The 13114-nt window shown below is 67.7% G+C and carries 11 protein-coding genes; 10 read left to right on the plus strand and 1 reads right to left on the minus strand.

Going from position 1 to position 13114, the window contains the following annotated elements; translation table 11 throughout:
* The 9 genes from AC1RTA_RS10055 to AC1RTA_RS10095 form a co-directional block, all read left to right on the plus strand.
* A partial coding sequence (locus AC1RTA_RS10055) for a tetratricopeptide repeat protein (protein WP_492784646.1) occupies nucleotides 1–684 on the plus strand: 684 nt, incomplete at its 5' end.
* Nucleotides 681–2387, plus strand: a complete 1707-nt coding sequence (locus AC1RTA_RS10060) for a GspE/PulE family protein (RefSeq protein WP_014236489.1) — start codon at nucleotides 681–683, stop codon at nucleotides 2385–2387. The genes AC1RTA_RS10055 and AC1RTA_RS10060, both read left to right, overlap by 4 nt.
* Before the next feature lie 9 nt (nucleotides 2388–2396).
* The gene (locus tag AC1RTA_RS10065) at nucleotides 2397–3596 is read left to right on the plus strand and encodes a type II secretion system F family protein (RefSeq protein ID WP_492784647.1); all 1200 of its coding nucleotides are present in this window, start codon (nucleotides 2397–2399) and stop codon (nucleotides 3594–3596) included.
* A 3-nt stretch (nucleotides 3597–3599) separates the two neighbouring features.
* Nucleotides 3600–5144, plus strand: coding sequence for a hypothetical protein (locus tag AC1RTA_RS10070; protein WP_492784648.1), 1545 nt, complete (start codon nucleotides 3600–3602; stop codon nucleotides 5142–5144).
* Entirely contained in the window at nucleotides 5141–5740 is a 600-nt protein-coding gene (locus AC1RTA_RS10075; RefSeq protein ID WP_416243139.1) for a hypothetical protein, read from the plus strand. Before AC1RTA_RS10070 ends, AC1RTA_RS10075 begins: the two co-directional genes overlap by 4 nt.
* 18 nt (nucleotides 5741–5758) lie before the next feature.
* The gene (locus AC1RTA_RS10080; protein WP_014236485.1) at nucleotides 5759–6262 is read left to right on the plus strand and encodes a hypothetical protein; all 504 of its coding nucleotides are present in this window, start codon (nucleotides 5759–5761) and stop codon (nucleotides 6260–6262) included.
* A 3-nt stretch (nucleotides 6263–6265) separates the two neighbouring features.
* Nucleotides 6266–8422 carry a hypothetical protein gene (locus AC1RTA_RS10085; protein WP_492784649.1) on the plus strand — a complete coding sequence of 719 codons (2157 nt, stop codon included), beginning with the start codon at nucleotides 6266–6268 and terminating at the stop codon, nucleotides 8420–8422.
* Entirely contained in the window at nucleotides 8419–9135 is a 717-nt protein-coding gene (locus AC1RTA_RS10090) for a type II secretion system protein (protein WP_492784650.1), read from the plus strand. Before AC1RTA_RS10085 ends, AC1RTA_RS10090 begins: the two co-directional genes overlap by 4 nt.
* Before the next feature lie 88 nt (nucleotides 9136–9223).
* Nucleotides 9224–10540 (plus strand): adenylate/guanylate cyclase domain-containing protein, encoded by a 1317-nt coding sequence (locus AC1RTA_RS10095; protein ID WP_014236482.1) that lies wholly within the window; start codon nucleotides 9224–9226, stop codon nucleotides 10538–10540.
* On the opposite strand, the gene AC1RTA_RS10100 is transcribed toward AC1RTA_RS10095, so the two are convergent.
* Nucleotides 10530–12233, minus strand: a complete 1704-nt coding sequence (locus AC1RTA_RS10100) for an ATP-binding protein (RefSeq protein ID WP_492784651.1) — start codon at nucleotides 12231–12233, stop codon at nucleotides 10530–10532. The genes AC1RTA_RS10095 and AC1RTA_RS10100 overlap by 11 nt on opposite strands.
* 168 nt (nucleotides 12234–12401) lie before the next feature.
* Here AC1RTA_RS10100 and AC1RTA_RS10105 point away from each other — a divergent pair, with 168 nt between their 5' ends.
* The gene (locus tag AC1RTA_RS10105; RefSeq protein ID WP_014236480.1) at nucleotides 12402–13079 is read left to right on the plus strand and encodes a prepilin-type N-terminal cleavage/methylation domain-containing protein; all 678 of its coding nucleotides are present in this window, start codon (nucleotides 12402–12404) and stop codon (nucleotides 13077–13079) included.
* Nucleotides 13080–13114 lie beyond the last annotated feature (35 nt).

A 13114-nucleotide genomic window follows, 5' to 3' on the forward strand; every position in this document is an offset into this window, starting at 1 on the left:
CCCGTACCGGAAATGCCCGCCCCCCTTACCCGGGAGCGTCCCGTGCCCCAGGAACGCCAGCCGGCGCTGCCGCCGGAGGAGCCCAGCCCCATCCGCCTCAGCCGCGGCAAGCCGGCCACCAACCCGCTGCTGGAACGGGCCTACGGCGCCCTGCAGCGGGAGGATTTCGCCGCCGCGGTGCAGGACTACGACAAGGTGCTGCAGGCCGACCCGCGCAACACCGACGCCCTGCTCGGCATGGCCAGCATTGCCGGCCGCGAGGGCCAGACTGCCAAGGCCGAAGCCCTCTACCTGAAGGCCCTGGAGGCGGACCCGAAAAACCCGGTGGCCCTGGCCGGCCTGGTATCCCTCCTCGGCAACGGTGATCCGGCGGCGGCGGAAAGCCGCCTGAAGAATCTGCTGGCGACCCAGCCCGAAGCCGGCCACGCCCACTTCGCCCTGGGCAATGTGTACGCCCGCCAGGGCCGCTGGAGCGAAGCCCAGCAGGCCTATTTCAAGTCCCTGGCCAGCGACGGCGACAACCCGGACTATCTCTTCAATCTGGCGGTGAGCCTGGACCACCTGCGCCAGGTCAAGCCGGCCCAGCAGTACTACCAGGCGGCCCTCGGCGCCGCCGCCGGCCGCTCAGCCATGTTCGACAAGGAAGGCGCCCGGCGCCGGCTGCAGGAGTTGGCCGCGCCATGAACGCCCCCAGCCCCCAGCGCCGCCCCCTGGGCCAGATTCTCATCGCCCAGGGGATCATCTCCGAAGACCAGCTGCGCATCGCCCTGCTGGAGCAGATGAAGTCCAACCAGCCGGTGGGCAAGCTGCTGGTGTCCCTCGGCTTCGTCTCGGAAACGACCCTGCGGGAAGCCCTTTCGGAAAGCCTGGGCAAGCGCTCCATCGACCTCTCCCGGGCCGTCATCGACCCCTCCGCCCTGAAGCTGGTGCCGCGGGAGCTGGCCAAGCGCCACCACATCCTGCCCCTGGACTTCGATGCGGAAAGCCACCGCCTGACCCTGGCCCTGGCGGACATCAACGACATCGTCGCCCTGGACAAGGTGCGCAGCCAGCTCAACGCCGAGCTGGAGATCGAGACCCTGCTGGCCGGCGAGTCGGAAATCGACCGGGCCATCGACCAGTACTACGGCTACGAACTGTCCATCGACGGCATCCTGCACGAGATCGAAACCGGCGAGATCGACTGGAAGAGCCTGCAGTCCTCCTCCGACGAATACAGCCAGCCGGTGGTGCGCCTGATCGACGCCATCCTGGCCGACGCGGTGAAGCGGGACGCCTCCGACGTGCACTTCGAGCCGGAGGCCAACTTCCTGCGCATCCGCTACCGCATCGACGGCATGCTGCGCCAGATCCGGGCCCTGCATAAGTCCTACTGGCCGGCCATGGCGGTGCGCATCAAGGTCATGAGCGGCATGAACATCGCCGAGACCCGGGCGCCCCAGGACGGCCGCATCAACCTGGTGCTGAGCGGCCGCCAGGTGGACTTCCGGGTCGCGGCCCAGCCCACCATTCACGGCGAAAACGTGGTGCTGCGCATCCTGGACCGGCAGAAGGGCATCGTGCCCCTGGAGGGTCTGGGCCTGGCGGAGGACCATCTGGACCTGCTCAAGCTGATGATCGCCCGGCCCGAGGGCATCATCCTGGTCACCGGCCCCACCGGCAGCGGCAAGACCACCACCCTCTATTCGGTGCTCAACCACATCAATTCCGAGGGCGTGAACATCATGACCCTGGAAGACCCGGTGGAATACCCCATGGCCCTGGTGCGCCAGACCTCGGTGGCGGAATCGGCCAAGCTGGACTTCGCCAACGGCATCCGCTCCATGATGCGCCAGGACCCGGACGTGATCCTGGTGGGCGAAATCCGCGACACGGACACTGCCGAGATGGCCTTTCGCGCCGCCATGACCGGCCACCAGGTGTATTCCACCCTGCACACCAACTCGGCCATCGGCGCCATTCCCCGCCTGCTGGACATCGGCATCCTGCCGGACCTGATGGCCGGCAACATCATCGGCATCGTCGCCCAGCGCCTGGTGCGCCGTCTCTGCCCCGGCTGCAAGACGCCCTACCAGGCCGAGGCCCACGAATCCCGCCTGCTCGGCATCCCGGCGGAAGGGCCGCGGCCGGTGATCTACCACCCCTGCGGCTGCGAGCGCTGCGACTTCCAGGGCTACCGGGGCCGCATCGCCATCATGGAACTGCTGCGCATGACGCCGGCCATGGACGAGCTGGTGGCGCGCCGCGCCACGGCCCGGGACATCCGCAACGAGGCCACCCGCCAGGGCTTCCGCCCCCTGGCCGACGACGGCCTGCGCCGCGTGCTGGACGGTTCCACCTCCCTGGAGGAGCTATCCCGGGTGGTGGACCTCACCGACCGGATGTAGGGTCCGGCCATGGGACTCTTCAACTACAAGGCCGTCGATGCGGATGGCCGCATGGTCCAGGGGCGCCTCGACGCCATCAATCTGGTGGACCTGGAGATGCGCCTCAAGCGCATGGAAATGGACCTGGTGAACGGCACCCCGGTCAGCAGCTGGGACATGTTCGGCGGCTCGGTGCCGCGCCGGGAGCTGATCAACTTCTGCTTCCACCTGGAACAGCTGAACCGGGCCGGCGTGCCCATCCTCGAAGGCCTCTCCGACCTGCGGGACTCCCTGGAACATCCGCGCTTCCGCGAAGTCATTGCCAGCCTGGTGGAATCCATCGAGGGCGGCCAGACCCTGTCCCAGGCCATGGCCCTGCATCCCCGGGTGTTCACCAAGGTCTTCGTCAGCCTGGTGCGGGCCGGGGAACTGACCGGCCAGCTCTCCGAAGTGCTGCAGAACCTCACCGAATCCCTCAAGTGGGAGGACGAGATCGCCTCCCAGACCAAGAAGCTGCTGATGTACCCGGCCTTCGTCGGCACCATCGTCCTGGGCGCCACCTTCTTCCTCATGGTGTACATGGTGCCCCAGCTGAAGCAGTTCGTGCGCAACATGGGCCAGGAACTGCCGGCCCAGACCCGGGCCCTCTTCTTTGTCTCCGACCTGCTGGTCAATTACTGGTACCTGGTCCTGCTCCTGCCCATCCTCGGCATCGCCCTGCTCAGCTACCTGTTGCACACCAATCCGGCGGTGCGGCACGGCTTCGACGCCTTCAAGCTGAAGCTGCCGGTGTTCGGGCCGATCCTGAAGAAGATCGTGCTCTCCCGCTTCGCCAACACCTTCGCCCTGCTCTGTTCCTCGGGCATTCCCATCCTGGAGTCGATCCGCACCACGGAAGAGGTGGTGGGCAACCGGGTCATCCGCCAGGGCCTGGAAAAGGTGGAACAGCTGATCGGCGAAGGCCAGAACGTCACCACCGCCTTTCACACCATCGGCCTCTTTCCGCCCCTGGTGATCCGCATGCTGCGGGTGGGGGAAAGCACCGGCTCCCTCGACACCGCCCTGCGCAATGTCAGCTACTTCTTCAACCGGGACGTGAAGGAGTCGGTGGAAAAGATCCAGTCCCTGATCGAGCCGGCCCTGACCCTGATCCTCGGCTCGGTCCTGGGCTGGATCATGCTGGCCGTCCTGGGGCCGGTGTACGACGTCATCAGCAAGATCAAGACCTGAGCCATGCCCCAGCGCCATCTCCTCTACCTCTCCGCCCACCAGCTCTCGGCCCATGCCTGGAAGGGTGGCCGCCTGGACGCCCAGGCCAGCTTCCCCCATTCGGAGGAGGGCCTGGTGGCCTTCCGCCAGTACCTGGAAAAGCGTCGCCACGACCTTTTCTACCTCCTCATCAACGTGGCCGACGAAGGCTTCCAGCTGGACACCATCCCCTTCCTCCAGGGCAAGGACCGGGAAGCCGTGATCCAGCGCAAGCTGGGCCAGTATTTCTACAGCACCAACCTGAACATGGCCCAGCGCCTGGGCTTCGAGAAAAACCGGCGCAAGGACGAACGCCTGCTGCTGGCCGGCTTCACCAACCCGGCCCAGATCATGCCGTGGACGGCCCTGATCCAGTCCCTGGGCGTGCCCCTGGTGGGCATCTACTCCCTGCCCCTGCTCGGCCCCCAACTGCTGAAAAAGCTGCAGCCCGGCCCGGCCCCCTGCCTGATGCTGACGGTGCAGGATCACAGCCTGCGCCAGAGCTTCTTCGACAAGGGCGAACTGCACTTCTCGCGCCTGGTGCCCCTGCACGATTCCAGCATCCACGGCATCGGCCACGCCATGGCGGCAGAGGCGGCCAAGATGCACCAGTACCTGACCAGCCAGCGCCTGCTGGCCCGGGGCCAGTCCCTGCAGGCCCTGGCCCTGGTCCATCCCCAAGCGGTGCGGGCGGTGCAGGAAGCCTGCAGCGACAGCCCGGCCGTCACCTTCCGCATCGTCGGCAACGACGAGGCCGCCCGCCTCATCGGCCTGGCCGATGCCCCGGAGGACAGCCGCAGCGAAGCCCTGTTCCTGCACCTGCTGGCCGTCCAGACGCCGGCCCAGCAGTTCGCGCCGCCGCCCCTGCGCCACGACTACCGGGTGTGGCAGCTCAAGGCCCTGCTCTCTTCCGGCGGGCTGCTGGTCTTCCTCGCCTGCCTGCTTTTCGCCGGCAAGCAGCTGTACGACGCCAGCCGCCTCGGCAGCGAACGGGCCGCCATCCAGGCCCAGGCCGACAGCGCGGCCCAGCGCTATGCGGAACTGGCCCGGACCTTCCCGCCCATGCCGGTGGACAACGACACCCTGCGCCAGGTCATCAACCGCTACCAGGCCATGGAACGGCAGCCCACCACCCCGCGAGACTTTTACCTGCTGCTCAGCCGGGCCCTGGAAGCAACGCCCCAGGTGGAGCTGGACACCATCGCCTGGCAGCGGGGCGGCACCAGCGCCGGAGGCAATGGCAACGCCACTGCCGCGGCGGCAGCGCCGGGCGAGGGGGACGAGAGCGCCCTGGTGCGGGGCAGCATTCCCACCGGCCCCCAGGCCAATCCGCGCCAGGTGCTGGCCATTTTCGAGCGTTTCCTGGCGGCCCTGCGGCAGCAGCCCGGCCTGCAGGTGAATGTGCAGCAGCAACCGTTCGACGTGGAATCGGGCAAGTCCCTCAAGGGCGGCAGCAGCAGCGACGATGCCCCGGCCAGCGCCGAGCCCCGTCATTTCGTCGTGCAGATCGTGCATCGGGTGACGCCATGAAACTGACCGCAGCCGACTGGCGCAAGCTGCGCCTCAGCCTGGTGATCTTCGTCCTCTTCTGCCTCGGCGGCGCCGTCCTGGTGCTCTTTTCCCTGGAGCAGCAGCAACAGGCCCGCCGCCTGCTGGCAACGGCCCAGGCCCACAACGCCCAGGCCCAGGCCAAGCTGAAGCAGGTACGGGAAGAGGAAAGCGAGATCAAGCTCAAGGCCGCCCTCTTCAGCAACCTGGCCGCCCGCGGCGTCATCGGCGAGGAACAGCGCCTGGACTGGGTCGAGCTGCTGCGGGACATCCGCAACAACCGGCGCCTGCTGGACATCCAGTACGAGTTCTCGCCCCAGCAGCCCCTGGGCAACGGCCAGGGGCCGTGGAGCTTCCAGGTCAGTTCCATGCGCCTGCAACTGCAGCTGCTGCATGAGGAGGATCTGCTCAACGTCCTCGCCGACCTGCGCAACACGGCCAAGGCCCAGGTCCTGGTGCGCAGCTGCGAAGTCAGCCGCCAGCCCCGCCCCCCGGGCGACAGCCCCGGCCTGCACGCCAACCTCAAGGCCCAGTGCCTGCTGGACTGGATCACCCTGCGAGGCCCCCAAACCCGCTGAGACGGGGAGGAACCTGCCATGAACGCCCATTCCCTGCGCCCTCCCCAAGCTGCCCGCCCCGGCGCCCGCCTAGCCAGGCTCGCCGGCCTGCTCCTGGCCCTGGGCACGGCCGCCTCACCGCTCCTGGCCGATGAAGCCCTGGGCCGCCTCTTCTTCACGCCGGAACGGCGCCAGGCCCTGGAGCGCCAGCGGCTGTACAACATCCAGGACACCAGCCATGCCACGGAAGAACCGGTGGTGACCCTCAACGGCATCGTGCGCCGCTCCAGCGGCAAGGGCTCGGCCTGGATCAACGGCATGGTCCAGCACGACCGGGAGGACATCAGCGGCCTGCAGGTCCGGCCCGATGGCCGCCACCCGGGCCGCGCCACCCTGAAGGACCTGGGCAACGACAGCAGCACCAGCCTCGGCGTCGGCGACTCCCATCGCCGCGGCAGCAACGAATCCGCCGGCCTGCTGCCCGATGGCAGCGTGCTGCGGGTCCATCCCGCCCCCGCCGGCAGGCGCCCTGCGGCGCCCTGAGCCGTGGCCCGCCACCCCGCTCCCGCCTGCCGTCAGCGCGGCGCCGCCCTGCTGGCTTTCTTCCTCATCGTCTTCGTGCTCGGGGCCTACGGCCTTTACCGGCACCTGACCGCCGTCTCCAGTAATCCCCAGGTCCGGGCGGAAGCCTCCATGGCGGCCCTGGCCCAGGCCCGGGAGGCCCTGCTCGGCTTCGCCGCCACCTACGACCAGCGCAACAGCGGCCAGGTCTTCGGCCAGCTGCCGTGCCCCGACACCAACAACGACGGCGAGGCCGAAGCCAGTTGCGGCACCGCCGGCACCACCGTGGTCGGCCTCCTGCCGTGGAAGACCCTGGGCCTGCCGATGCTTCAGGATGAAGGCGGGGAATGCCTGTGGTACGCCGTCGGCCGCTTCAAGAACAGCCCCAAGAGCACGCCCCTCAACTGGGACAGCCAGGGCCAGTTCGCCGTGCGCAGCAGCGACGGCAGCCAGATCCTGACCGAGCCGGAGAACGCCGAGGGCGGCGCCGTCGCCGTTCTCTTCGCCCCCGGCATCGCCCTGGGCGGCCAGCACCGCAGCGGCGGCAGCGGCGCCTGCCCCGGCGGCGACAGCCCCAATGCGGCCAACTATCTGGACGGCAACTACAGTTTCGGCGGCGGCGCCAGTCTCAGCCTGACCCAGGGCACCCCGGGCAGCACCTCCAACAATGACCTGCTGCTGTGGCTCAGTCCCCGGGACATTTTCCAGCGCATCAAGCAGCGCAGCGATTTCCCGAGCCGCATCGACACCCTGATGGCAGGCCTGAAGTCCGCGCTGGATGCGGCTCCCAGCCTGCCGACCGGGGACGCCTCGAGCGACGGACTGCAGCGCCTGCCGGCCGCCTTCGATTTCAGCGCCAGCCTCGGCAGTGGCGACGAGGAGTTCCGCCGCCACTGGGACAACCAGCTGCGCTACCTCAACTGCGGCAGCGACGGCTGCCTCACGGTGCGGGGCAAGCCCTGCCGGGGCGCCCTCATTTTCACCGGGGAACGGGCCGCCACAGGCCCCCGCACCGCTGCGGAAAGCACTTCTGCCGCCAGCTTCCTGGCCGCCGCCAACATCGCCGCCGCCACGGCCACCGACGCGGCCGCCCGCCAGTTCCCCCTGCCCCAGGCCCTGGCCGCCTACGACAAGAGCCAGGCGGCCGGCGACGTGGTGCTGTGCCTGAAGGAAAGCGTCACCCTCAATTTCAGCAACGACCTGGGCGCCGCCACCGCCATCCGCAACGAGCTTGCCAGCGGCAACCCCACCCTTGCCGTGGACAGCGGCGCCGGCACCGCCACCCTGGGCACCAGCGACGTGCCTATCGGCAGCCCGCCCAACCTGCGTTACGGCTGTCTCTGGTTCAACCAGGTGGTGCGCTTCGGCAGCGGCCTGCGGGCCTTTTTCGAATACCGGGTGCAGGACCGGGGCGACGGTTTCACCTTCACCATCGCCGATGCCGAGCGCAACCCGGACGCCTCCATGTGCGGCGCACCGGACCAGCACCTGGGCTACTCCGGCGAGCCGACGCCGCCCGCCGGCGTCACCCTGCGCCCCATCGCCCCGCCCAAGCTTGGCCTGGAGTTCGATTTCGTGCAGAACCTGGGATACAACGAGAGCAACAGCAACCACGCCTATGGCCGCCAGGACCCCCTGACCATCCGGCACCTGGCCTTCACCTACTGGGGCTACCGGGAGAACAACTGGTGGGCCGGCGTCGCCGACCCCCTGTGGGACGACAACGTGCACGGTTTCGGCAGCGGCAGCGGCGATTCCCCCCGCAACCCGGCCGCCCTCACCAGCGGCCTGGCCACGCCCGGCGGCCTGGCCACCCTCGGGCAACTGGTGCGCATCCGCCTGGAAATCAGCCGCAACTACGACAGCGGCGCCGGAGCCGGCACCTACGACCTGAAGGCCTGGGCCTTCCCCGCCAGCAATTCCCTCTGTTTCGTCGAGGACGTGGCCATGGCGGATCTCAGCACCACCTTCGCTCCCAATACCGCCGCCTGTTCGCCGCCCACCATCAGGGATACCATATCCATCAGCGATTTTTCGGGCAGCGAGTCCCTGCGCAACGTCCGGCTGGGTTTCACCACCGGCTTCGGCAGCGGCGGCCAGCTGATCCTGCTGCAAAACTTCAAGGCCCAGTTCATCCCATGAACCCCCACCTGCGCCGCCCCCACGGCTTCACCCTGGTTGAACTGGCCATCGTCCTGGTCATCGTGGCCCTGCTCACCGGGGGCATGCTCTTTTCCCTGTCGGCCCAGACCGAAGTGCGGGACAACGGCGACACCAGGAAGCAGTTGCAGGACATCGGCGACGCCCTCATCGGCTATGCGGCCAGCCACTATTCGAGCAGCGGCCAGCACCCCTTCCTGCCCTGCCCGGACACGGATTACGACGGGGTGGAAGAGGCCCGCGACGGCAGCGGCAACTGCCCCAGCGCCGAGGGCGTGCTGCCGTGGACCAGTCTGGGCCTGGGCCAGTACGACAGCTGGCGCAATCACTACCGCTACCGGGTGCACACCCGTTTCAGCAACAACAAGGACGGCTTCGGGCTTGCCACCAGCGCCGGCGACATCACGATCTGCAGCGTCGCCTCGGCCAGCAGCGGCTGCTCCGTGGCCAATTCCACCCTGGCCTCCGGCCTGCCGGCCCTGGTGCTCTCCCACGGCAAGAACGGCCTGGGCGCCATCAACGCCCAGGGCGCCGCCAACGGCGCCAGCAGCGATGCCGACGAGGTGGAAAATCACGATGGCGACAACGTCTTCGTCAGCCGGGCCGTCACCCAGCAGGGCTTCGATGACCAGGTGCTGTGGCTGTCGCCCAATCTCCTGTTCAACCGCCTGATCGCCGCCGGCCGTTCCCTGTGAGGAAATGACAGCTTCAAGCATTGACCGGCCCCGGCCCCAACTGCCACACTCAGACCATCCGCCCACGCCTTCGCATCGACCCCGGCCCATGTCCTCCGACTCCTTCTTCCATTCCTTCCGCGACGTCGGCCTCTCGGCCAACGACAGCGAGGAGATGCGCCTCAACAAGTCCCTGCTGATTTTCGCCACGGGCCTCATCAGCGCCGCCTCCATGCTCTGGCTGCTGCTCTACTGGCAGCTGGGGCCGCGCTTCTCCTCCACCATTCCCTTCATCTTCCAGCTGCTGCTCACCGGCAACCTGTTGCTCTACTTCAAGACCCGCAATTTCACCCTGTTCCGCACCACCCAGCTGGGGCTGTTCCTGTTCATGCCCTTCGTTGCCCAGTGGAGCATGGGCAACTTCATCACCGCCTCGGGCATCAGCCTGTGGGGCCTGCTGGCGCCCATCGGCGCCATCCTGTTTTTCGGCGTGCGGGAATCCCTGGCCTGGTTCATCGCCTACCTGTTCCTCACCGCCCTCTCCGGCTTCTTCGATTTCTACCTGGCCGACATGGCGGCCATGGAAGCCAGCCACGTACCCCTGCGCACCAGCATCTTCTTCTTCGCCCTCAACTTTGCCGCCGTCTCCAGCATCGTCTATCTGCTGCTGCGTTTTGCCACCCTGGAGAAGCAGAAGCTGCAGGAACGCATGGTGGAGGCCCACGCCCTGCTCCAGGCGGAACAGGAGCGCTCGGAACGGCTGCTGCTGAACATCCTGCCGGGGGCCGTGGCGGAACGGCTGAAACACAGCAACCAGACCATCGCCGACGGCTTTGCCGATGTCACGGTGATGTTCGCCGACATCGTCAATTTCACCAAGGTGGCGGAGGGCCTGTCGCCCCAGCAGGTCTTCTCCATGCTCAACCGCATCTTCTCCTCCTTCGACGAACTGGCCGAAGCCTACGGCCTGGAGAAGATCAAGACCATCGGCGACGCCTACATGGTGGCCGGCGGCCTCAGTCAGGAGCGGGAGGAGTATTCCGACGCCATCGCCGACCTGGCCCTGGCCGTGCGCGATCTGCTGCACCGGGATTTCGAGGTGAACCGCATGCACCTGGAAGTGCGCATCGGCATCGGCACCGGGCCGGTGGTGGCCGGCGTGGTGGGCAAGAAAAAGTTCATCTACGATCTGTGGGGCGACACGGTCAATATCGCCAGCCGCATCACCACGGAAGGCGTGCCCGGCATGATCCAGGTGGATGAAACCACCTACCGTCGCCTGCGGGACCGCTACGATTTCTACGAGCCCCAGACCCTCTATCTCAAGGGCAAGGGCAACATGACGGTGTACCGGCTGGCCGGCAAGCGCAGCGACGGCGGCACCGGCAGCAGCCTCGGCGCCGTGCCGACCGAGGTCACCGGCTGAGGGGACGCAGGCTGAAGCACACCCGGCCCGGCTCGTTGGCGGCCAGGCTCAGTTCGTAACCGCTCTCGGTCGCCAGGCGCCCGGCCTGGTAGAGGCCGATGCCCAGCCCGTGGGCCGAGCTCACCGGCGCCCGCCCCAGTTCCGCCGCCAGCTCCGGCGGCACCGGACTGCCCGAATCCTCCACCTGCAGCTCCAGCCCCGCCCCGTCCGCCCCGGGCAACAGGCGTACCTCGATGCGCAGGTCCATTTCCCTGGCGGCCTTGCTCAGGGCGTTCTGCAGCAGGTTCTCCGCCACCATGTCGAACAGCCCGGCAGGCAGGGGCTGCTCGCCCCCATGCCATGCGGCGAAGGTCACCGCCTCGCCGCTGTAGCGCTGGCCCAGGGCCGTCCACCAGCTGCCGGCAGCAGGCTCCTCGCCGTCGGCGGCGGGCCGCTGCTCCAGCTTGTCCAGGGCCTGGCGCAGGCGCTGGGTGATCAGGGGCAGCTGGCGCTGCATCAGGGCCTGGAAAGGCTCGGCATCGTCCGCTTCCGCCTGTTCGGCCGCATGGCAGAGATTGGTCAGGGACTGCAGCAGGTTTTTCACGTCGTGGGTGAGACGGGCGCCCGTCTCGTGCACGGCCTGGATGTAGCTCATCTGCTGCAGGGCCCGGCCCCGCAGCTTGGCCAGGTAGAACTCGGCCAGCAGCCGCAGCAGCAGATGGAAATGCAGCATCAGGGCCGGCGACAGCTTGTGCCGGGTGAACAGGGTCACGTTCAGGGGCGGGCACTCGAAGCGCTGGGAGAAGGCGCCGTCGGCCAGCCCGAAGGCGCCGTGCCGGTGTTCCGCCGCCCAGGTGCCGCCCAGTACCCAGGGCAGGGCCAGCATCTCCTCCAGGGTCTGGCCGAGGAAACGTTCCGGATCGACCTCGAACTCGGCATGGTAGGTGAGGCGCCGCATCCACTGCTCGAAGGGCAGGGCCACGCTCAGGACGTAACGGGAAAAAAGCACGCCGAAGCCGGAAAAGCCGCCCCGGGGGTCCCAGGCCCAGGCCAGCAGGAACAGCAGGCCGGCCATGATGAACACGGTGGAGGCCACTGCCACGCCGTAGCCGCTGCGGTCGAGCAGCATGAAGGCCAGGGTGCCCAGCACCAGCACGGCCAGCAGGAGAAAGACGAACAGGCTGTAGACGAAGTCCACCATCTCGGCCCGGCGCGGGGGCGCTTCCTCCCGGGAGCGGGGCCACACCAGCATGGACAGCAGCAGCAGAGGCAGGGCGTAGATGAACACGGGGCTGAGGGCCGGATCCACGGCCATTTCCCGGGGCACCACCTGGGGCACCTGCCAGGCCAGCAGGGCGCCCAGCAGATAGCCGAAGGCCAGGAGCAGGAAGATGCGCTGGCGCCGGCGGCGGACAAAGAGGACCCGGCCGCCCACCAGGGCCGAGAGGATGGCGGTCCAGAAGATCAGCAGCCAGTCGTTGAGGCCCAGGGTCAGCAGCAGGATGCCGGCTCCCATCAGGGCCAGTTCGGCCACACTGAGTCGACGGCCGGTTTCGACGAAAGGCTGCCAGAGGATCAGCAGGCCGATGTGGGCCAGCCACAGGCCCCGCCCCCAGGGCTGCTCCGGTCCCACCGCGAGGGCCACATGGTAGAGGCCGAGGAGCGCCACCAGCAGGCTCTCGGGGCCCAGGGCAAGACGGGTTCTGGCTAGCACGGACACTCCCGCGACAGGAACGGGTGACGAATCTCCGACGGGAGCGTCAAGAATTTGACACTTTTCGGCGCTTTCCCGTCAGAATTGCACCCATAATGCCTTCCAGGCCCATGGCATATGATGTGCTTGGAAAAAGCAGACACATTTTCAAATTGGAAGGAGACCGCCATGTCCGCACGCCAAAAAGGCTTCACCCTGGTTGAGATTGCCATTGTACTCGTCATCATCGGCCTGCTTCTGGGCGGGGTGCTGAAGGGTCAGGAACTGATCAACAGCGCCAAGGTGAAAAATTTCATCAACGACTTCAAGACCGTCCCCCTCTTCATCTACGGCTACCAGGACAAGTACCGGGCGCTGCCGGGCGACGACCGGGACGTGGCCACCCACCTGGGTTCCGCCGCCACCAACGCCAGCGTCACCCTGCTCACCGTCACCTCCACCACCCAGGGTAACGGCCGCATCGAAGGCAACTACAACTCCACCACGGCCACCGACGAGAGCGTCGCCTTCTGGCAACAGGTGCGCCTGGCCAACCTGGCGGCCGGCAATGCCAACTTCACCGATCCGGCTGCCGCCATGCCCACCAACGCCGACGGCGGCCGCCTGGGCATCCAGAGCACCAGCCCCATCACCGGCATGACCGGCTCCTACTTTGTCTGTTCCGAAGGCATCCAGGGCAAGTTCGCCAAGCAGATCGACATCACCCTGGACGACGGCAACACCGCCACCGGTTCCGTGCGCGTGGCTTCCGGCACCTATGCCGGCACCGCCCTGACCGCCGTGCCCACCACCGGCACCGGCGGCATCGAGGACAACAACACCTACATCGTCTGCACCGCTTTCTAAGGCAGCTTCACCAAGAAAAAGGCGCCTGCGGGCGC

Source organism: Azospira sp. MPR-E4 (genome assembly GCF_058809645.1).